Origin of the sequence: Streptomyces achromogenes (assembly GCF_030816715.1) — a bacterium.
Taxonomy (GTDB): Bacteria; Actinomycetota; Actinomycetes; order Streptomycetales; family Streptomycetaceae; genus Streptomyces; species Streptomyces achromogenes_A.
Genome location: NZ_JAUSYH010000001.1, coordinates 7,101,947 through 7,121,644, shown reverse-complemented (window position 1 = coordinate 7,121,644; position 19,698 = coordinate 7,101,947). Strand labels below are relative to the sequence as shown.

The 19,698-nt window shown below is 70.5% G+C and carries 20 protein-coding genes and 1 pseudogene; 3 read left to right on the top strand and 18 right to left on the bottom strand.

Annotation, left to right across the window (positions count from 1 at the left end):
- Window positions 1–55 precede the first annotated feature (55 nt).
- Genes QF032_RS31770 through QF032_RS31760 form a run of 3 tightly spaced genes read right to left on the bottom strand, consistent with a single transcriptional unit; the run spans window position 56 to window position 3,916 of the window.
- Window positions 56–1,480 carry a glycoside-pentoside-hexuronide (GPH):cation symporter gene (locus tag QF032_RS31770; protein WP_307058612.1) on the bottom strand — a complete coding sequence of 475 codons (1,425 nt, stop codon included), beginning with the start codon at window positions 1,478–1,480 and terminating at the stop codon, window positions 56–58.
- On the bottom strand, window positions 1,444–3,225 hold the full coding sequence (gene uidA / locus QF032_RS31765; protein WP_307058610.1) for a beta-glucuronidase: 1,782 nt from the start codon (window positions 3,223–3,225) through the stop codon (window positions 1,444–1,446). Before uidA ends, QF032_RS31770 begins: the two co-directional genes overlap by 37 nt.
- A gap of 22 nt (window positions 3,226–3,247) precedes the next feature.
- Window positions 3,248–3,916 carry a cytidylate kinase-like family protein gene (locus tag QF032_RS31760; RefSeq protein ID WP_307058608.1) on the bottom strand — a complete coding sequence of 223 codons (669 nt, stop codon included), beginning with the start codon at window positions 3,914–3,916 and terminating at the stop codon, window positions 3,248–3,250.
- A 42-nt stretch (window positions 3,917–3,958) separates the two neighbouring features.
- On the opposite strand from QF032_RS31760, the pseudogene QF032_RS31755 reads away from it, so the two are divergent.
- Window positions 3,959–4,624: pseudogene (locus QF032_RS31755) on the top strand (hypothetical protein); the annotation flags it as partial.
- An 82-nt stretch (window positions 4,625–4,706) separates the two neighbouring features.
- The gene (locus tag QF032_RS31750) at window positions 4,707–5,408 is read left to right on the top strand and encodes a hypothetical protein (RefSeq protein ID WP_307060450.1); all 702 of its coding nucleotides are present in this window, start codon (window positions 4,707–4,709) and stop codon (window positions 5,406–5,408) included.
- A 23-nt stretch (window positions 5,409–5,431) separates the two neighbouring features.
- Here QF032_RS31750 and QF032_RS31745 read toward each other — a convergent pair whose 3' ends face one another.
- Complete coding sequence (locus QF032_RS31745) at window positions 5,432–6,595, bottom strand: FUSC family protein (RefSeq protein ID WP_307058606.1); 1,164 nt, start codon at window positions 6,593–6,595, stop codon at window positions 5,432–5,434.
- An 81-nt stretch (window positions 6,596–6,676) separates the two neighbouring features.
- Here QF032_RS31745 and QF032_RS31740 point away from each other — a divergent pair, with 81 nt between their 5' ends.
- Entirely contained in the window at window positions 6,677–7,528 is an 852-nt protein-coding gene (locus tag QF032_RS31740; RefSeq protein ID WP_307058605.1) for an SMP-30/gluconolactonase/LRE family protein, read from the top strand.
- A gap of 774 nt (window positions 7,529–8,302) precedes the next feature.
- Here QF032_RS31740 and QF032_RS31735 read toward each other — a convergent pair.
- The 14 genes from QF032_RS31735 to QF032_RS31670 form a co-directional block, all read right to left on the bottom strand.
- Entirely contained in the window at window positions 8,303–9,304 is a 1,002-nt protein-coding gene (locus QF032_RS31735; protein WP_373430404.1) for a SpaA isopeptide-forming pilin-related protein, read from the bottom strand.
- 65 nt (window positions 9,305–9,369) lie between these two features.
- Window positions 9,370–10,248 (bottom strand): hypothetical protein, encoded by an 879-nt coding sequence (locus QF032_RS31730; RefSeq protein ID WP_307058603.1) that lies wholly within the window; start codon window positions 10,246–10,248, stop codon window positions 9,370–9,372.
- A gap of 42 nt (window positions 10,249–10,290) precedes the next feature.
- Window positions 10,291–11,166, bottom strand: coding sequence for a DUF317 domain-containing protein (locus QF032_RS31725; protein WP_307058601.1), 876 nt, complete (start codon window positions 11,164–11,166; stop codon window positions 10,291–10,293).
- A gap of 46 nt (window positions 11,167–11,212) precedes the next feature.
- A complete protein-coding gene (locus QF032_RS31720) occupies window positions 11,213–12,085 on the bottom strand; it encodes a DUF317 domain-containing protein (protein ID WP_307058600.1) in 873 nt (290 codons plus the stop codon).
- A 45-nt stretch (window positions 12,086–12,130) separates the two neighbouring features.
- Window positions 12,131–12,784, bottom strand: a complete 654-nt coding sequence (locus QF032_RS31715; RefSeq protein WP_307058598.1) for an HAD family hydrolase — start codon at window positions 12,782–12,784, stop codon at window positions 12,131–12,133.
- Window positions 12,781–13,944: an MFS transporter gene (locus QF032_RS31710; protein WP_307058596.1), complete on the bottom strand. Its 1,164-nt coding sequence runs from the start codon at window positions 13,942–13,944 to the stop codon at window positions 12,781–12,783. The genes QF032_RS31715 and QF032_RS31710 overlap by 4 nt, the downstream gene beginning before the upstream one ends.
- On the bottom strand, window positions 13,941–15,161 hold the full coding sequence (locus tag QF032_RS31705) for an ATP-grasp domain-containing protein (protein ID WP_307060446.1): 1,221 nt from the start codon (window positions 15,159–15,161) through the stop codon (window positions 13,941–13,943). The genes QF032_RS31710 and QF032_RS31705 overlap by 4 nt, the downstream gene beginning before the upstream one ends.
- 94 nt (window positions 15,162–15,255) lie before the next feature.
- Window positions 15,256–15,594, bottom strand: coding sequence for a hypothetical protein (locus QF032_RS31700; protein ID WP_307058594.1), 339 nt, complete (start codon window positions 15,592–15,594; stop codon window positions 15,256–15,258).
- 41 nt (window positions 15,595–15,635) lie between these two features.
- Entirely contained in the window at window positions 15,636–16,877 is a 1,242-nt protein-coding gene (locus QF032_RS31695) for an MFS transporter (protein WP_307058592.1), read from the bottom strand.
- On the bottom strand, window positions 16,874–17,389 hold the full coding sequence (locus QF032_RS31690; RefSeq protein WP_307058590.1) for a hypothetical protein: 516 nt from the start codon (window positions 17,387–17,389) through the stop codon (window positions 16,874–16,876). The genes QF032_RS31695 and QF032_RS31690 overlap by 4 nt, the downstream gene beginning before the upstream one ends.
- The gene (locus tag QF032_RS31685) at window positions 17,386–18,270 is read right to left on the bottom strand and encodes a winged helix-turn-helix transcriptional regulator (protein WP_307058587.1); all 885 of its coding nucleotides are present in this window, start codon (window positions 18,268–18,270) and stop codon (window positions 17,386–17,388) included. The genes QF032_RS31690 and QF032_RS31685 overlap by 4 nt, the downstream gene beginning before the upstream one ends.
- A gap of 30 nt (window positions 18,271–18,300) precedes the next feature.
- Window positions 18,301–18,723, bottom strand: coding sequence for a hypothetical protein (locus tag QF032_RS31680; protein WP_307058585.1), 423 nt, complete (start codon window positions 18,721–18,723; stop codon window positions 18,301–18,303).
- 12 nt (window positions 18,724–18,735) lie between these two features.
- Window positions 18,736–19,179, bottom strand: coding sequence for a hypothetical protein (locus QF032_RS31675; protein WP_307058583.1), 444 nt, complete (start codon window positions 19,177–19,179; stop codon window positions 18,736–18,738).
- Window positions 19,176–19,631: a hypothetical protein gene (locus QF032_RS31670; RefSeq protein ID WP_307058581.1), complete on the bottom strand. Its 456-nt coding sequence runs from the start codon at window positions 19,629–19,631 to the stop codon at window positions 19,176–19,178. Before QF032_RS31670 ends, QF032_RS31675 begins: the two co-directional genes overlap by 4 nt.
- Window positions 19,632–19,698 lie beyond the last annotated feature (67 nt).

Below are 19,698 nucleotides of genomic sequence, written 5' to 3'. Positions count from 1 at the left end.
CATCATCACCCGGATGCCGGTCACCCGGGCGGGCCACTCATTGCTTGAAGCCCGCTCATACTCGGGGGGCTTGCGATTCGTTTGGGCCGGGTTCTGCGTGGCGCTGGGCGATGTCTGCGACGATTTGGCGGAACTTCTTCTCGGTCAGGGGGTAGGTCACCATGAGGGCGATCGCGGGGATGATGACCAGGGCCGGGACAGCCCCGGCCGCGATTCTGATCGAGGTGACAGCGCTGTCGCTCTGGGTGGCAGCGCCGGATTCGTAGCCTCCGAGGCCGATGATGTAGGCCGCGGCGGCAGCCCCGATGGCCTGCCCGAATTTGCGGCTGAGGGAGAGGACCGAGTAGGTCGCGCCTTCGGCGCGCACGCCGGTTTTCCATTCCCCGTACTCGACGGTGTCGGCGACGAGCGCCCAGATCAGGGTGTTGATGGCACCGATTCCGATGCCGAGGATGCCGAAACCGACGAAGGCGATCGTGGGAACGGATCCTGGCGCGACGGCGGTGACGACGCCGCCCAGCACGGCGATGGTTCCGCCCGCGACGTAGGAGGTCCGCTTTCCGACCTTGCTCACCATGGTGGGGATGAGCAGGGTGGCCAGGAGCATGCCGACAACCTGTACGGCGACGAGAACGACGTAGAGGCCGGCGTCGTCGAGTACATAGCGGGCGTAGTAGATGGCAGTGGTCTCCAGGGCGAACATGCCGCACAGGAACAGCACGCTGGACAGGCCCAGCCGCAGCAGCGGCTTGTTCTGTTTGACGGTGTCCCACGCCTGGCGCAGGCTGACTTTCTCGACGTCGCGCTGCACCTGCTCCTTGGCGGTGGAGAAGGTGAACAGATACAGCGCCATCCCGATCACCACGAGGCCCAGGGTGATGATCGTCAGGGATTGCTGGAGGTCGTCGGAGTTCGCGATCTGCCGTGAGACGACGACCGCCAGGAGCAGGATGACCAGGTTCGTGGCGAGAACTCGGGCGCTGGAGAGTTTGGAGCGTTCGTCGGGATCTTGTGTCATGGCGGTGGACAGGGAGCCGTAGGGGATGTTGACCAGGCCGTATGCGAAGGAGAACAGCGCGTAGGAGATGTAGGCGTACACGAGTGCGCCGCCCTGACTCAGTCCGCCCGGGACGGAGAAGAGGGCGACGAGCAGCGCCAGCAGCGGTAGTGAGGCGAACAGCAGGTAGGGGCGGTACTTGCCCCATCGGGTGGAGGTGCGGTCGACGATGCGGCCGGCGATCACGTCCCCGATGCCGTCCCAGGCCCGCACGACCAGAAACAGCGTTCCCGCCGTGGTGGCGGAGATCCCGACGACGTCGGTGTAGTACAGGAGCAGGAACATCGAGGCCATGGAGAAGGCCAGGTTGTTCGCGAAGTCTCCGGCGCCGTAGCCGATGTACTGGATGGTGCGCAGTTTGGGGGTCTGCTCGCCCGTCGGGCCGGTCATCGGCGTGCTCGCCAGCGTTCGCGTAGCTGCCATGCGCTGGTTTTGGGTCGGCGGTCGCGGGTGAACACGCCTTTTTTGTTGCCGTCGACGCGGAGCAGGCCGGGGGCGGTGGCGAAGTCGGCGAAGTTCCAGATCTGTTCGCCGACGACCGCCTCGATGCGGTCGAAGACGCGGTGGTACATCGCGAGTACGGCGGCCTGGTAGTCCTCGGTCCACGGGGTGGGTGTGATGGTGCGCAGCCCTGTGAGTGTGTCCGCGCCGTATTCGGTCATGATGATCGGTTTGTCGTGCTTGCGTGTCCAGGCGCGGAGTTCGTCTTCCAGGTTCCGCTCGGCCGCCGCCAGGTCGGCCAGGTTCTTGTACCAGCCGTAGTAGCGGTTGAGCATGAGGACGTCGAACAGGCCGGAGATGACGTCGTTGTCCGGGGTGGCGCTCATGAAGTTGGCGAAGGCCAGCGGGCGGGTCGGGTCCAGCCGCCGGGCTTCGTCGACCAGCGGCTCGAAGTAGGAGCGGGAGGCCGTGGTGGTGGACTCCGGCTCGTTGGCGATGCTCCAGATCACCACACTGGGATGGTTCTTGTCCCGGGCGATCATCTCGGCGAGCGCCTGGCGGTGGACCTCCTGTGTGGCGCTGTTGATGGTGAACTCGGAGAACGTGGTGAACACCGCCTCGGCGAGGGTGGCGCCGAGTTCGGCGTTGAGTCCGACAGCGGGGGTTTCGCCGATGACCACGATGCCGTGCCGGTCCGCGTACTCGAGTACCTCCTCCGCATAGGGGTAGTGCGAGGTGCGGAAGGAGTTTGCGCCGAGCCATTCCAGCAGCGCGAAGTCATGGACCATGAAGGCGTCGTCGTGGCCCTTGCCGCGTACGGGGCTGTCCTCGTGTTTGCCGAATCCGGTGAAGTAGAACGGCTCTCCGTTGATGAGGAACCGGTTCCCCTCGACCGCCACAGTCCGTACTCCCACCTGCAGCGTGTACGCGTCGGTCGGTTCCTCATCGGCGTCCCGCAGTTCGGCGTGGAGGTGGTAGAGGTAGCCCTCGCCCGGCCGCCAGGGGTGCACGTCCTCGACGGTGAGTCCGCCGGTGCTGCCGGTGGCTCGCGCGACCTCGGCGCCGTCGGCGTCCCGGAGGATGACGCGGACGTCGTGCTCCTCGTGGCCGACCGCCTGGATCTGGTAGTCGACGGTCCCGGTCGATCCGGCCAGCCGGGTGAAGACGGTGATGTCACTGATGCAGGTGCGGGGTGTGGTGTAGAGCCAGACGTTGCGGTGCAGGCCGGCGTAGTTGAAGAAGTCGTGGAAGTAGCGCTGGCGCGGTCCGTCGGGAGTCTGCTCGACGTAGCCCGGGGGGATGGACTGCCATGACAGGGTGTTGTCGACCACGATCGTCACCCGGTGCTCGGCGCCCGGCTCGACCAGGTCGGTGAGGTCCGCCTCGAACGGCGTGTACCCGCCCTCGTGGGCCGCGACCTCCGTGTCGTCGACCCAGACCACCGCCCGGTGGGTCGCGGAGTCGAAACGCAGGACGATCCGCTGGCCCTCCCACCGCCCCGGAATCCGTATCACCCTCTGGTACCAGACGTCGCCCACATGGTCGTGCACCGTCGGATCCGGGAACAGGTCGTTGTAGCTGGCTGGCACGGGAGCCTCCCGCCTGCCGGGCAAGGTGTGGCGCCACCAGCCGTCAGCCCGGCCGACCCCTTCGGTGTCGACGGCGAACCGCCACAGACCGTTGAGCGAGGTGCACTCGCGGGTGGGCGTGTCGCGGGGCCTGAGCATAGGTACTCCTCATGTCTTTAACTCACTTGCTGCGCGACATGCGCAAGGTGGCGGCAGCGACGATCAGTTCCACGCACGCGTCGACGCTGAAGGCGGTGGCGTCGATCATGAGGTGATACAGGGCCGGGTCGTCACCGTCGGTGCCGTACGCCCTGCGGACGTACTCCCTTCGCGCCCAGTCGTTGGCCTTTACGCGCTGCTCAGCAGTGGCACGATCGACGTCCTCAGCTTCCATCGCCTGTGCGATACGGGCATCGAGGGGCCCGCCCAGGTACACGTGCAGCGCTTGCGGCAGCTCGCGCAGCACGATCGCGCCGCCGCGCCCCAGCACGACACCCCCGGACCGGGCAGCGGCCACCATGAAGCGGCGGATCTGCGCCCGCATCTCACTCTCTTCCAGAGGCCAGCGCTCCTGGGCCGGGCCGGCTGTCAGGCTGGGTGCCCTGGCCAGCAGCGCCAGCAACCGTTGCCCGCGCCTGAGCGGGCGCTCATCGGCTGCGGCGACGACCTCCTCTGGGACGCCGGTCTGCGCGGCGACCGAAGCGGGGATGGCGCGATCGAGGAAGGCAACGCCGAGCCGCTGCGCCACCTCGGGCCCGATGACGACGCCGCCCGTGCCGTACAACGCGGCGAGCGTCACCACCGGAGGAGACCGCTTCGGTTCCGAACCTGCCGACTCAAGATCAGGCATACTTGGAATTCTTCATGAACCGCAGCAAACCGCCACTCAATCATGTTTTCTGGATTAAACGGCACCTTCGCGCTGTCCGGTGCTGCCGATTCGTCGTACAGGGGCCAGCAATTGATCAAGACGTTGGTGCTGCTCGGTGCGACCGGTGACCTCGCCGGCCGCTACCTGCTGCCGGCTCTCGCTGCACTCCGCGCCGCGGACCGGCTCCCCGACGGCTTCGAGATCATCGCGGCCGCCCGGCAAGACCTGGACAACCGCGCCTTCCAGCGCACAGCCGCGGAGAGGCTGGAGCGTCACGCCCCGGATGTACCGGCCGCAGCCCGCGAGGACCTGCTGCGCTGCGTGCGCTACCGGCGAACCGAGATGGCCGATCCGAAGAGCCTCGCCGGCCTGCTGCACGGTGTTCGGCAGCCGGTGGCGGTCTATCTGGCCCTGCCCCCCGGTCTGTACACAGCGGTGGTGACCGCGCTCGGGGCCGCCGGGCTCGCTGCGGGAAGCCGGATTGCCCTGGAGAAGCCCTTCGGTGAGGACCTCGACAGCGCCGTGGCGCTCAACCGGCTCCTCGCCCAGGTGGCCGGCACCACCGGGGAACAGTCGGTGTTCCGGGTCGACCACGTCCTTGGGCTCCCCACCGTCCAGAACTTGCTCGCGCTGCGCCTGTCCAACCGGGTCCTGGAACCGGTATGGAACGGCCGGCACATCGAGCAGATCGACATCCTGTGGGAGGAAGACCTCGGCCTGGAGGGCCGGGCGGGCTACTTCGGACCGCTCCGGCACCCTGCGGGACGTGATGCAGAACCACATGCTCCAGATCCTGTCCCTCATCGCGATGGACCTGCCCACCTCTCTGGACGAGCACGCCCTGCGGGACTGCAAGGTCGACGTCCTGCGTTCCGTGCGCCACCTGAGCCGCGACGAAACCCTGTCCCGGACCCGTCGCGCCCGGTACACCGCCGGTACGCTCCCCGACCCGGCAGGCGGGGGCGGACGCGCCGTTCCGGCATACCGGGATGAGGGCGGCGTCGACGCGGACCGCGGCACCGAGACCTTCGCCGAGGTCGCGCTGGACCTCGACAGCGAACGGTGGGCGGGCACCCGCTTCCTGCTCCGGGCCGGCAAAGCGCTGCACCGCCGGCGCAAGCAGGTCACGGTCCGCTTCCGGCCGGCCGAGCACCCGTCGGCCCACAGCGCTCCAGCCAACGAACTGCGGATCGGCCTCGACGGCCCCGACGACCTCGCCTTGCACCTGACCGGCGGTGCCCTGAAGCCGCCGAGCCCGGCGCCGGTGACGCTCGCCGCGCCGCCTCCCGCCTCCGACCTGCCGGCCTACGGTCACGTGCTGCTGGACATCCTGTCGGGCGGCAGCACGCTGTCCGTCCGCGGCGACGAAGCCGAAGCGGCCTGGCGCGTAGTGACGCCTGTACTGGCAGCCTGGAACGCAGGGCTGGTCCCGCTGGAGGAATACGCGGCTGGAAGTGCGGGCCCGCCCTGACGCACGGCCGGCACCACCGGCTGTCAATGTCGGCGCCTCCGTCGGCTCAGACGGCGGAACACCGCGGCGGGGCTCGGCAGGCCGGGCTGGTGGAAGTCTTCCGGCGGCGCGGCCACCCGCGGCATGCCTGCGCCCCCCTGCTGGAACACGGCGAACGCTTCTGAAGGGGCGGCGCCGGCGAAGACCATGATGTCGAGGCAGAGGAACCGCACGCCGGCGGCCACTGCTTCCCGCTCCATATGCGGCACCGGGGCCTCGCCGGCCCGGCGGGCAACGGTGAAAGCGCGGTCCACCGCCCGCTGGCGGACCGGGCGGCTGCCCAGGTCTGCCGAAAGGTCGGCGATCGCTCCGGCCAGCTCCCGCACCGCCTGCGCAAGCCCGGCCTGCCCCCGCAGATCCGCGCTGGCAGCGGTGCGCAGGAGCATCAGACAACTGGCTCCGAGCAACTGGACCTGGGCGGCCTCCTCGGTCGTCCGCCTGACGGCGGGGCGCCGGTAATGCCAGATCAACGAGTGGCCGGCGACCCGGGCACCGGCCGGCCCAGCCCTGCCCACCTCAGCAAGGTGCTCCCGCACACCGGACATGCACCTGATCAACCCCGCATGCAGCTCCTCGTCGTACGCACCACGCTCGATCGCCTCAGCCGTCAGCCGCAGGCCCTCGGCCATCGTGGCCAGCGCCGCCCGCTCCGCCCGGCGCACCAGGGCCAGCGGCTCGGGGGGAAACAGAACCTGCGTGAACACCAGCGCCACCCCAGCACCGATCAGCGCATCGATCAAGCGGTTCACACCAGCCCCGCCGTCGGCCGCGGCGATGGTCAGGATCGCCCCGGCGGCCGCCTGGACGCGCATCAGCCGATTGGCCCCCAGCGCCTGAGCGACGACCAGCGCGACGAACGTCGCAAGCGCGAGGCTGTCCCAGCCGCCTCCGAGGACCACGACCGTGAGTTCTCCGAAGACGATGCCGATACACACGCCGAAGACCAGCCGCAGGGCGTTCCGGCCCCGCTCGCCGCGCCCGAAGTTGAGAGCGACCACCGCGGCGATCGGAGCGAAGAACGGGGCATCGTGACCGCCCACCCGGACAGCGATCACCCAGGCCACCGTGGCCGCTGCCGTGGCCTGCACCAGCGGCCAGGTCTCGGCGAGCCACGTCCGCAACGCTGCGGCTCTGGGCGAACGGGCCATACGGCGGTCTCCCGGTTCAGGCACTATGAAAAAGAATGTGAGCTTTCCGCCTAAAAGTACCTGTCTTGTCTGGAGGCGCCGATGCGCGTGGAGCAGGTGACCGATCCGATCGTTTACCACGGCGAGGGGCCGGTATGGTCGCCGCGCTGGGGCGGCCTGCGCTGGGTCGACATGCTGGCCGGGGATGTGCTGTCCCTTGCCGGCGACGGAACCGTCACCCGCCGCCATGTGGGCGATGTCGCCGCAGCAGTGCGGCCCCGCCGCCAGGGTGGCGCGGTCATCGGAGTCGAGCGGGGCTTCGCCCTGGAGGACGCCGACGGCACCGTCACGCACCTGCCCACCCTGTGGGACGACGACTGTGGGATACGGATGAATGAGGGCGGCTGCGATCCCGACGGCCGCTTCTACTGCGGCTCGATGGCCTACGACAAACGCCCCGGCGCCGGCACCCTGTACCGGCTGACACCGGACGGCTCCGTCGCTGTAATCCTCACCGGGGTCACCATCTCCAACGGGCTGGAGTGGAGCGCCGACGGCACCCACGCCTACTACAACGACACGCCCACACAGCGGATCGCCGTGTTCGACTACGACTCCGAGTCGGGCTTGACCGGGCAGCGCACCTTCGTGACCGTGCCCGCCGATGCCGGACGTCCGGACGGGCTGACCGTCGACGCCCAAGGCGGCGTCTGGGTGGCTCTCAACAACGGTTCAGCGGTGCGGCGTTACTCTCCGACGGATGTCCTCGACGAGGTGATCGAACTGCCGGCAAGGAAGGTCACCGCCTGCACCTTCGGCGGGCCGCACCTGGACGAGCTGTTCATCACCACGTCCCGGGAGGACCTCGCACCTTCAGAGGACCCGCTGGCAGGCTCGCTGTTCCGAGCACGAGTCGACGTCTCCGGGCTGCCCGTCCGCGAGTTCGCGGGATGACGCGCCGTGGCACTCCCGGCAGCGAGAAGCCGTCATCCCCGCCGCATCCGCTCGCGGTGAAAACCACGCCCACACCAAGGCCCAGGCCAAACGCACCGCCGCGAGCTGACCTGCGGCCCCGGGTCCTATCGAGCCATGACAGCCCGGGGCCGCCGGTCACCGGCCGGTGCAACCGGACGACAGGTGCGGGCCTGGTCTGCCCGCTCGAAGAAAGCAGGCTCAAGACCGATAACACGCCGCACCAGTGTCACCGGTCCAACGGGCACAGCCCGGGCAACGACACGGGCCGCGTCAACACTGAGCGCCACAGGCGTCGTCGAGAGCGACCTCGGCATAGGGATGCGCGAGCGCGAGCAGTAACGGAAGGCCGGGACGGTCCGGGCCGTGCGGGGCGCGAGCAGATACGTCGCCCTTCCACAGGCGTCCGATCCCGACAACCGGCGGCTCGCAGCGGCACTGATGGGCATCAGCGCACGGCATCCCGCAGCTCGAACGCCGACTCGCGCTTACGGGCACCTGCTGATGCGATCGTCGCTGGCCGCGCTGTGAGCAAACGCGTTGCCGCTGGCACCGTGACGAGGACGGGCCCCAGCCCTCCTCGATGGCGGTGGCCGGCAGATGCACAACCGCCCCGATCGCGGCGGTACCGGCCGGTCGGGGCGGCGCTCGGCCACCAGCGCCTCCATCAGCTGGGCCCCGCAAAAGCGCCCACGACAAAGCCCCCGGAATCGAACGATTCGATTCCGGGGGCTTTGCGGAGTGAAGCCTGTGCCGTCAGCCCGCGGTGGAGCCGTCGTCGGTGGAGTTGTCCGTGCGTCGGCGGCGGGCCACGAAGAGGGCGCCTCCGCCGGCAGCGATCAGGACTCCGGCGCCGCCGATCAGCCACGGGGTGGCGTCGGCGCCGGTGTGCGCGAGCGAGCCCGCGGGGGCGGGGGCCGCGGTGCTCGACGTCTCGTCGGAGGTCGGGGTGCCCGAGGCGGACGGCGTCGAGGTGTCCTCTTCCTGGCCGGGCTTGTCCGCGGTGGGCCCGTCGCTCGGCTTGTCAGTGGGCTTGTCGGTCGGCTTGGGCGGCGGGGTGGTGGCGCTCTTGGCGTTGGTGACAGTCACGGTCACGGGGTCGCCCGGCTTGGCCTTGAACGCCTTCGAGGGCTTGTAGATCTCGTAGCCCGCGGGCGCCTTCACCTGCTTGACCCAGAAGTCGCTGCCGGTGCGGGCGTTGATGGGCAGCTTGCCGCTCGCCGTTCCGTCGGAGCCGGTCGTCAGCGTCAGGATGGTCTTGTCGCCGCGGCCGATGTTGACCGTGGATCCGGCCAACAGCTTGCCGGTCTTGTCGTCCTTGGCCTTCAGCAGAACCGAGGCGGGCTTGAACGGGTCGATGATGGTCAGCGGGGTGTCGGCACCGGGGGTAACGATGACGTCCTGGTCGTCGACGACCCCGTGCAGCGGGCTACCGCTGGAGACCTCCTTGAGCCGGTAGACACCGGGCGCGAGGTCCTGGAAGGTCAGCTGGCCCTCGGTGTCGGTGGTGCCGCGGGCGGCCTGCTTGCCGGTGGAGTCGAGCAGGGTGAACGTGGCGCCGGCGAGAACATCGCCGCCCGGGTCCTTCTTCAGGATGGTGACGCCGCCGTTCCCGGCCGCGCTCAGCGGAGTGATGGAAGTGGAGGGGGTCGGCTCGGGGGTCTGCGCGGAGGCGGCTGGGGCCAAGGCTACCGCGCCGGTCATGGTGGCGACGGTGACGGCCACGGCGGACAGGCGGCGGGCGGAACGGGTACGCAAGAAGGAACTCTCCTGGAGGTGATGCGGGCAGGGCTGCCCGTCGGTAGCAAGCGGGATAAGGCCGGTCAGCGGGTACGGGCCGGCGACGGCTGGGGCGGCGGGGCCGGACGGGTTTGCCCTGGAAGGTGCGCGGGGGCGTCGATCATGCTTCCGCGGGCGGCGGCCCGGACGAGGTGGTGTTGGTCCTCGATGGGCAACGTCGCGATGTGCGACAGGCCCTTGGCGACGGAGGCACCGCGCAGTGTGCTCGCCGGTAGGCCGGCGGCATGCACGATCCGGGCCGCAGCCTCGGCTTCGATCAGGAGGCCGAACGCCGGTGGAATGTCGAGCAGTTGGGCAGCGTGCTCGCGGCTGCCGGTCAGTGCTTGAGTGAGGGGAAGGCCGTCGTCGAGGACGCTGTCGACGATGTCCAGCCAGACCGGCGTGGCCTGGTGAAGGCGGGTGAGGAAGTCGGCGTCGGTGAGCCAGCTTCCCCAGGCAGGCTCAGGATCCGTATCGAGCTGAGCCGGTCGCCGCCGTGCGCTGTCGGCGCTGCTGGTCGGGGACGGTTCGGGCGTCCAGACCTTCAGGTAGTCCTGGATGGCATGGCTCAGGGGTATGACCGCGGCGCCGATCCAGGGTGAGGTGTCGTCGTGGTGCCAGTCCCGTACGACGCCGTAGCCGTCATGCCCGGGCTGTTTGCCGAGGCGGGCATCCCGGACGGCGAACGTGCCGTGGTCGGCGAAGGACAAGTACGCGTGGTCGAAGGCGCCTCGGTCCGAATGGAGGAGGCTCAGGCGCAGTCCGCCGTACTCGCGTTCCCGGATGGTCTGGGCGAATTCAAGGCGCAGGCGTAGCGGGGAGTCGGGCGTGATGACCGCGTAGCAGGTGTCGCCGATCACTCGTCGTTCGTGGACGGGCAGGTCGAGCAGGTCGGTGAAGAAATGCTGGGCGTGCAGGGACAACGGTGATGGCGCTCCTCGGCAGCGGACGCTTCTGCGGGGCGGCTACCTGCGTCGGCCAAGCGGCGGGGCAGGAGGGGCGGACGGCGCGGGCGCGGTGCCCGGGACCCCGGGCACCGAGCTGTGCGCGGACGACAGGGTCGGCGAAGAGGGCATGGACGCTCGACTCTGTACCGGGGCACCCTGGTGCGCGGCGGCATCGGCCGGGGCGGCGGGGAGGGTGAGATGGAGACGGGTGTCGGCCGGAATGTTCCACACGGCCCGGGCTAGCGGCACGGGTGAGGCCGGGGAGGAGGCGATCCCCGCGACCAGGGAGGCGGGCACGGCGGAGGAGAACGTGGCCTTCCACAGCGGGTAGTCCGGTGGCCCGCCCCACGCGGACCAGACGGGTGCGGCCAAGTTCTTGTGCACGTAGGCGTGTTGCAGCACGCCGTAGCCGTCCGGGCTGCGGAAGTACTGGACCCCGTCCGTCTTGACCGTGTGTTGCCAGCCGGAGGTGAGCAGCGGCAGGTATACGTCTTGGGGGCGGACGTCGTCTGGGCGCAGCAGGTCGCGTTCGCCCCGCCTGTCCGCCTCACACAGCGCGAGCACTTCGGCGTACAGGTCGCGGACGAGTTCGACGGGGGTACTGGCATCGAGCGTGGCCGTCCAGGTGGCCGGCCGGAAGGGGTCCTTGTGCGCGGCAACCAGCCACTCGCCGCCGCGTGGGTGGGCCTCGGAGGGGATGTGCCCGGCCAGCAACCGCATGCCGGGACTAATGGCGATGGTGGGTCCGTCTTCGGAGTGGGCGAGGGTCCAGTTCTGGTCGAAGGGGAAGGGCCACACATCGGAGAGCTCGTGGATGCCGGGACCGGCGAGGTGGCGCGGGAGGACCTCGACCACGTCGTGGTCGTCGAGATCGTCCAGAGGGCTGAACGACACAAGGTCCTTTCGGTGGGCGGGAGTTGCTGGTCGCGGGCAGCGGCGGTCAGCGGCGCGCGGCCGTACGTGGGGCGGCGGGCGCCGGAGGAAGGGTGGCCGTGCTCCAGCGCGGGACGCTGCGGGTGCCGAGTGCCGGCGGTCGGCGGGTAAGGGCGCGCTGGACGTCGAGCGGGGTCGGAACCGGGGCCGCGGGCGGTGTGACGGGTGTGAGCTGTGCGGCCTCGCGCATCCCAGGGAGCATCGAGTCCCTCCAGCGCGGGAGGGGCGCCGGGTCGGACACGCTCTGGGTGATGGCCTTCACCAGGGCGATGGGGGTGTTGGTGGTGGCGGTGGCGTACCAGCGGGCGTAACCGTTCTTCGGTCCGCCCCACAGGTGCCAGCGGGCCCCAAGGGTGGTCAACTCCTTCTCCGGATCGAGGCGGCCGGTGGTGTACTCACAGGTGGCCATCGCGTCCGGGGACTGCAGTTCCATCACGCCCCAGCGCGGGTGCTGGAACTGCCAGCCGTTCTTGATCAGCGGGACGACGGCGTCGAAGGCGCCGAGCTCGGGGTCCTTAAGGTCGGGCTCGGCGAGGTAGATGTCGGGGCCGGCGGTGTACGCCTCAGCGAGGGCGGTGGTGAAGGCGGTCACGAACTCGAAGGGCGCAGCGTCATTGAAGGAGACGCCCCATGCGGGCGGGCCGAAGCGGTCACGGTAGGCGTTGATCCGCCACAGTCCGTCGTCATCTCCCTCGGGCAGGAAGCCGAGTCGGACGCGGTGGTCGGGCGCGGTGACGTAGGCGTTGCCGAGATCATCGTGACGCAGGTCGAAGTCGAGCGCGAGGAGGGGCTCCAGCGCAGGGTCTCCGACAGCGGTGCTGCCGGCCAGGTAGCGGGGGGAGACGTAGACGTCGCCGTCGATCTCTTCGGTGTCAGGCACGAAAGTCCAGGGGTTCGGGGTTGAAGTGAGCGGCGTGGTGCGCGGTCAGGAACCGGCACTGTCCGCGAGGGCAAGCAGCAACTGCTGTTCCAGGTCTGCGGGTTGGCCGGCGTAGTGCAGGGTGCGCAGGCCCAGCTCGGCGGCGGCCCGGCAGTTGTCCTCGCGGTCGTCGACGAACAGCACGCGTGCCGGGTCGGCGACGCCGGTGGCGGCCAGGGCGTGTTCGTACGCGGCCGGATCGGGCTTGCACAGGGCCAGGCGGGCGGAGTACAACGCGTCGACCATCAGCTCGCGCCGCCAGTCGGTGGCATCCAGGACGTTGCTGAGGTGGGCGGGGGCGTTGGAGAGCAGCACCATCGTCAGCCCCGCGATCCGGGCGCGGTACAGGATGTCGAGGACGCGCGGGTCGGTGCGGGTCCACATGGCGGTATCGGCGGCCCGCAGCGTGCGCAGCCACCGCGGGCCGGGATGGTGCCCGAGCACCTTCGCCCAGTAGGCGAGATCGCTCAGTTCGCCTGCGTCGTACGCGTTCCGGGGGGCCCAGAAGGCTTCTTGGAAGGAGGGGAGGTGTCGGTCGGGCCACTCGGCCAGGTCGGCGAGGCGGGTCCACATGCCGGTGCTGGGCTGGAGTCCGAGGACTCCGTTGTAGTCGAGGAGTAGGGCGTCCACGCCGTTCGGGGAGACGGAGGTGTGGGTCAAGGGGTGGGCTTCTCCAGGGCTTTGGGGGCGAGAGTGGCGACGGCTGCGGCGAGGAGGGCAGGCAGCAGCAGGGCGTGCGGCAGGGCGGTGACGGTGGCGACGGCGCCGATGAGGGCGGGTCCGGCGAGCAGGCCGACGTAGCCGGTGACCGCGACGGTGGCGACGGCGCGGGGGCCGCCGATGCCTGCGGCGGTGATCAGGCTGGGGATGGTTACGGACAACCCCAGGCCGAAGGCCGCCCACCCGAGGAGGGCAAAGACGATGGTGGAGCCAGCGAGCCCGGTTGCGAGGCCGAGCGCGGCCAGGGCGGCACCGGCGCGGACAACAGCGGGAGCGCCGAAGCGGGCGGTGAGCCGGTCTCCGGTGAGGCGACCGGCGGCCATGGCGGCGCTGTAGACGCCGTACGCCACGGCGCTGGTCGCGGCGGTCGCACCGAGGTCGTGCAGGTGGACGGCAGCCCAGTCGGCAGCGGCTCCCTCGCCCAGCAGTGTTCCGGCCGCCAGTGCGCCCAGCAGCCACAACCGGGGCCGCGCCAGACCCCCGCGCTCGTCCAAGCCCAGTGCCACATGGTTGTGGACGGGCTCGAGTCCAGGGCTGGCAAGACAGCGGGTGAGGCGTGTCGCTGCACCTGCCGCCGTGGCGGCGGTGGCTGCGACGCTGGCGAACAGGACGGTGTGCGGGGTGTGGGCGGTGGCTGAGGCTAGCACGGCGCCGGTGAGGCCGCCGAGGCTGAAACTCGCGTGCAGCCGGCCCATGATCGGGCAGCCGTGGGCGTCCTGGCAGCGGACCGCGGCGGCATTGACTGCGACGTCGAGGACGCCGTGCGCGGCGCCGAAGACGAACGCCACCACAAGAAGGGTGTCCAGGCTGCGGCAGGCCCCGAGGGCGGCGAGGCAGGCGGCGAGACCGATGGCGCTGCCGGTCATCAGCGCGGGCAGGCGGGCCGGGTGCGCGAGACGTCCTCCGGTCTGCAGTCCGGCGACCATGCCGAGGGCTGCGGCCAGCAGGACCAGGGCGAGCCCGGCGGTGCTCACATCGGCGGTCTTCTGGACGGCGGGCATGCGTGCGCCCCATACAGCCATCACCACACCCAAGCCGGCGAAGTACCCGGTCAGCAGTCGGCGGCTGCGCGTCAGCTCGGGCGCTGCGGTCTGGTTCACGCGGTGTGCTCCCCTGTGGCTGGGGCCGTCTGCGCGACCGCAGCCACCTGGACGTCAAGGTTGCGGTACGCCTCCTGGGCGCAGGCTTGGGCGACCGTGGCGGTCGGCCCGATGGTGATCAGAAAGCCAAGGCGCGCGGTGAACAGATCGCCACCGTCCTGTGGCAGCACGAGCTGGTCGCCGGCCTGTCGCTGGAAGCGCACGCGCTCCACTCCCCCGGTGGGTTCCGTAACACGGCGGGCTGTGAGGATGCCGGAGTAGGCGGGGTAGATGAAGCGGATCGCCGCGGCCTGGTGGCGGGTGGGCGTCAGGTCGGGGGTACGTCCGCAGGCGATGTCGGCGGCGGCACGGGCGAGGTCGACGCCGGTGGCCAGGTGGACGAGGTGGCTGATCATGTCGCCAGCGATCCGGGCGTTGACCTCTATGAGGCGGGGGCGGCCGTCGACCACGCGGATCTCGACGTGGCTGACGCCGTCGGTGACACCGAGGGCGTCGAGTGCCGCGACGGCGGCTGGGGCCACGGTGGCAAGGAGCGGGTCGTTCGCGTCGACCACGTGCGCCAGCTCCTCGAAGTAAGGCGGCATGCCGACGGTCTTGCGGGTGACGGCGACGACGGTGGTCTGCCTCTGGTGGGTGACGCACTCGACGCTCACCTCCGGGCCGTCGAGGTACTCCTCGACCAGGACCTGGGTGCTCTCCACTCCGTGGCCGGCGATGTGCGCGGCGAAGGCGTACGCGGCCGGCAGCTCGTCAGCGGTGTCGACGCGGATGACGCCCATGCTCGCGGCATGCGCGACGGGTTTGAGGACGACGGGGAAGCCGATGCGCCGGGCGGCATCTGCCGCCTCGTGCTCGGTGCGCACGCTGACGGAGGCGGCGGAGGGCACCCCGTGGCGGGCGAACAGGCTGCGGCTCGTGTGCTTGTTGCGGCAGCCCTGAAGTGCCTCCGGAGCGGTGGTGGGCAGGCCGAGCTGGCGGGCCAGGCGGGCGACGGGGACGAGGTACCACTCGGTCCACGTCATAACGCCGGCCAGCGCATGCCGCTCGGCCAGCGCGCGCCCGGCCGCGTTAAGCGCCGCCTGATCGGCGGGGTCGGCGACCGCGTAGTCGAGGAGGAACTCCTTCTCCCAGGTCGGCGCGGCGCCGGAGATCAGGACGACGTCGTAGTGGGCGGCGACGTTCTCCAGGCAGGTACCGCGATACGCCTGGGCCTCCATGTCGGCGGCGGCAACGACCAGGACGACGGGGCGAGAGGACAACAAGGCTCCAAACAGTGCGGGGGGAACGAAGAGCTGAGGCAGGGCGCCTGGATCAGGGGGTGCGGCGGCGTCGCAGCTCAAAGGCGGACGCCCACTGGGGGTGGTCCTCGATCAACTTGCGGGCGTACAGGGCGGTGAAGGAGTTGTTCAGTCCGCGCACGCCCGCTGGCAACTGCCAGCGCAGGTCCTCGAACAACGCCTTCAGCCCAACCCGGGAGGCGCCGGCGGCGAGTCGGTCGGCCGTCAGGCGCTCCAGGGCGCTGTAGACGTACGGATGCTCGGCGTCGAAGGCCAAGAACCGGTCGGTCAGCGTCGGGCGCGAGCCCGCTCGAAACGACGCTCGGGCTACCGGCAGGGCGTAGGGGTCGGCAAAGGTGTGGAACGTGGGCATGGCGGCGGTCTCCGGGGGTGAGCGGGAGGGTGACCGGGCGGTCAGGCGAAGGAGGTGCGCAGGGCGGGGGTGGTGCGCAGCCGGGCGAAGGCGGCGAAGAGGCCCAGGGCCTGCAGTGCGGCGCAGATGGTGATCACGTGGCCGAGCTGGCCGGGCGGCACGGTGGCGACGAGGACACCGGCGAGGGGGAAGGGCAACAGGAGCAGCAGGATGGTCAGCGACAGGGTGGCGCCGAACACCGGTGCGGGGATGAGGCGGGAGCGCAGGGTGCGCAGCACGACGGTCATGCCGCCCTCGCCGGCCATGAGCACGGCGATCAGGGTGAGATAGCTGCCGTAGGTGTCGGTGAAGGAGACGGCCAGGCACGCGCAGGCGGCGATCGTGGCGGACACGGCGCCGACCGGCCACAGGCCGAAGCGGTCAATCGCCCGGCGGCACAGGGCGACCGCGATGAGAGAGGCGACGGCGGCGACCGACCAGATGAGGCCGACGTCGGCCGTGGAATGTCCGAGCTGTTTGACGATGATCACCGGGGCAGCGGCCTGCAGCAGGCCGACGGTCAAGTTGGACACGGTCAGTCCGCTCACCAGCCAGCCGAGGGCCGGCAGAGACCGCAGGGTCGACCAGCCGGTGTGTAGCCCCTTAAGGACCGGCTGCGGCTCGGCGGGCTTGGCCCTGTGGTACTGGCGCGGGGCCAGCACGCTGGTGAGCAGCGAGAAGACGCAGATCACCATCAGCATCCCGGCGGTGCCGGCCCACTGCAGCAGTACCCCCGCGAGTGCGGGGCCGGACAGCATGGCGACCTGGTCGATGCCGAGCAGCACCGACTGAACGCGGTGGGCGCGGTCGCCGGCCTCGCGGCTGACGACCCCGCCCGCGGTCTCGGCCGCGATGTACGAGCATTCGGTGAGGATCCCGGTGGACGCGGCGAGCAGCATGACGGTGACCGTCGCATCGAGCCCCGCTGCCTGCGTCGGCAAGATGAACGCGGCGGCCAGGACGACCAGGGCCCGGCCAGCGGAGGCGGAGCGGAGCACGGCGGTGGTGCCGTGGCGGTCGACCAGGGCCCCGACGAAGGCGAACGCGCCAAGTCTCGGAACCCATTCCAGCGCGAACGCAAAGCCGGTCAGGGCGGCGGAGTCGGTGGTGGCCAGTACCAGCAGCGGGATGCCATAGCTGGCCATGGCGAACGCTGCGGCGTCCGTGCTGCGCGGCAGATAGATGCCGCGCACCAGAGTGGGGACCGGTCGGCGGGCATGCCGGGGTCCGACACGGGATCTCACGCAGCGCGCCCCGATTCCTGCGCCGCGTGAGAGGAGCGGGCGACGTCCTGGTGCAGTACGCGGGGGTGCGCCTTAAACCACTCGGACAGCGCCTCGTGCGGAGCCGACGGTTCGGTCGCTGCGCCGGGGTGCTCCGGGCCGCCGTCCCGCACCTGGAGGGCGTACTGGACGCGCGCGACGAAGTCACTGTTGTGGCTGGGGAGTTCGCGGGTTCGGGCCCAGCGTGCTGCGGTGTCGTACACCTCAGCGAGGTCCTTGCCGCCCGCGGTGAGCTGGTAGCGGGCCAAGGCGTGTCCGCGGGCGTGGATGAGGCCGAGGTCGCGTGCGGTGTCGATGGCGTGGCGCAGTTGTCCGGGGGTGAGGTCGCCGAAGGCGCCCTGCAGGCTGCCGCGTTGGCGGCTGATGGGGCCGTTGTCGTCGATCTCGGTGACCAGGCGTATCAGGCCCGGCAGGGACAGGGTCCGGATCGCGCGGCGTTCGCGCAGGAGACTGGAGGGCAGGGCCGCGGTCATCGGCGCGGGCCTCCTGCCGGGGTGATGGGGCGGGCGGGTATCCGGTGGGAGAAGAGGTCGTTGGACTTCCACGCCGGGCCGTCCGGCGTGGTGGTCAAGGCAGGACCGGCAGACGATGCAGCGGGTGCCGTGGGAGCCGGAAGTCGGGTCGGGGTGGTCGCCCAGGGGCCGGAACGGTTCTGCGACGGGGCGGCGCCCTGCCCCCGGGGCCGGCGAGCCTCGGCGAGCGGGGCGGTGGCCCAGACGGAGATCGCCTGGAAGACGGGGGCGAGAGCCTGGCCGCTGGCGGACAGCTGGAAGTCGCCGCTGCCGGTGGCTGTGACGAGGCCGTCGGCGACCAGACGGTCCAGGGGCTTGTAGACGGCGGTCAGCCCGTAGCCGGGCATGGCCTCGGTGGCCAGCGTCTTGGCGCTCGCACTGCCCCGGGCCTGCAGGGTCCACAGGATCGGGGTGGCGTGCCGCGGGGCGATCAGGGCGAGCGTGTCGTCGATGTTCTGGGCCGGGGGGATCCGCTCAAGCTCCATAGTGTCGGTGGCCTTGCTTGCGACGAGCGACTTCTCCAGGTGGGTGTCGCCCCAGGAGGCGATCACGGCCATGACGGGCAACAGCTCGGCGCCGCGGCCGGTGAGGCCGTAGGTGACGTGGCGCGGGGCGTACTCCGTGCGTTCGACCACGCCGGCGTTGGTGAGGTGGCGCAGCCGGGGGTGGAGCTGGCCGTCGCCCAGCCACGGCAGCCGGGGCTTGATCTCGGCGTAGCGCAGCGGCTGGGAGGAGATGGTCATCAGTACCCACACGCTCCAGCGCGGGGCGAGCAAATCCAGGGTCTTGGTGACGCTGGAGAGGTCGTTCGGGGTGGTGGGGGGAAGACCGGTGGTGGCCAAGGATGGGGCTCCTCAAGCGGTGCGGGCAGATCAGCGGGTGCGGGAGGTGGCGGTCGGCGGGGCGGCGGGGACGGGCACAGCCGGCGGTTGGGCGTCCGGGGCCGATGCGCGGCGCAGTCCGCCCAGGACCGCGCCGGTGCTCTTTGCGTGGGCGTCGCGGGTGGCGACGGACTCGGCAATGCGGCGGGCGCAGTCGAGGATGTGCCCGACGGTAAAGCGGCCGATCTCCCGTTCAGGGGAGGTGAGTTCGCGCAGCCTTTCCAGCTGGAAGGCGATGTTGCGTTCGGCCAGGACCAGGTCGCTGTGGCTGCCGATGAGCGCGGCGAGCAGGGTGGCGTCGGGAGCGTTGTCGGCGAGGGCTTCGAGTTCGGCGAGCGGCTGTCCGAACAGCGCCTCGATGCGCTGGGCGATGATCTGGGAGATGGAGTTGGCGGTGGCTTCGGGCTGGGGCAATCGGCGTGGCTTTCAGGGGCGGCGGGTCCGCACCGCCCCGGCACGGCGGTCTGCCGGGGCGGGCGGAGCAGTGGCGGTGATCCTCGGTTGGGCGACCTGCACCGGATGTGTGGGGCGTTGATCGGGAGCGGGCATGGTCAGCAGGAGGTCGTCGAGGGCGGCAACGTAGCCGTTACGGCCGGACAGAGCCGCCTCCAACCACTGGGCGTCCATGCGCAGGTCATCGGCGGACAACTCGCCCAGGTCGCGGTCGGAGGACGTGGCGTCGTGGACGCGATCACGTACGCGGACGACCTGCTCCTCGGCGACCACGAGAAAGCTGCGCAGCGCCAGCGCGCGGTGGAGTGCAGCGCAGACCTCGGAGTGTGCTGCCTGCGCATACAGCTCGGCGACGGAGGCACCGAACGCCTCCTCCAGCGCGGTGTCGCGGCTGGTGGACTTGTCGATGACGCTCATCGCGTTACCCCTCGTGTCGGGATACCCCGCACGGCGGGCAGCGCAGGCGCCGAGGTGGGCAGCGCCGGAGCGCGGCGCGCGGCGGGGTAGGCACCACGCCAGGCGCCCGGCCCGCGTTTGCCAGGGGCGAGGGGGTCGAGGAGGTAGTCCACGACCATGGCGCGACCGTCACGTGCGGCGACAGCGGCGTTGACCTGGTGAGCCAACTCCATTACGACGTCGTCGAGTTCGCCCGGTTGGGTGCCGAGCGCCTCGACGAGCGCGTCTTCCGCGGTGTCGAGTGCGTCCTGGGTTTCGGTGAGCAGGCCGTACCAGTGCACGACACTGGTGGCGTCGGGGTTGGCCTGTGGTGCCGCCTGAACCGCCCGGCGCAGATCGGCGAGAGGCATCTGAAAGCGGTCCTCGACCCGCTCGGTGACGACGCCCATCACGTCCTCGCTGAACTCGGGCACGGAAAGGCTCCTTTCATTCGCGTTTCGGGGCGGGAAAGCCGCACTGCGATTCCGGTCCGTGCAGAGA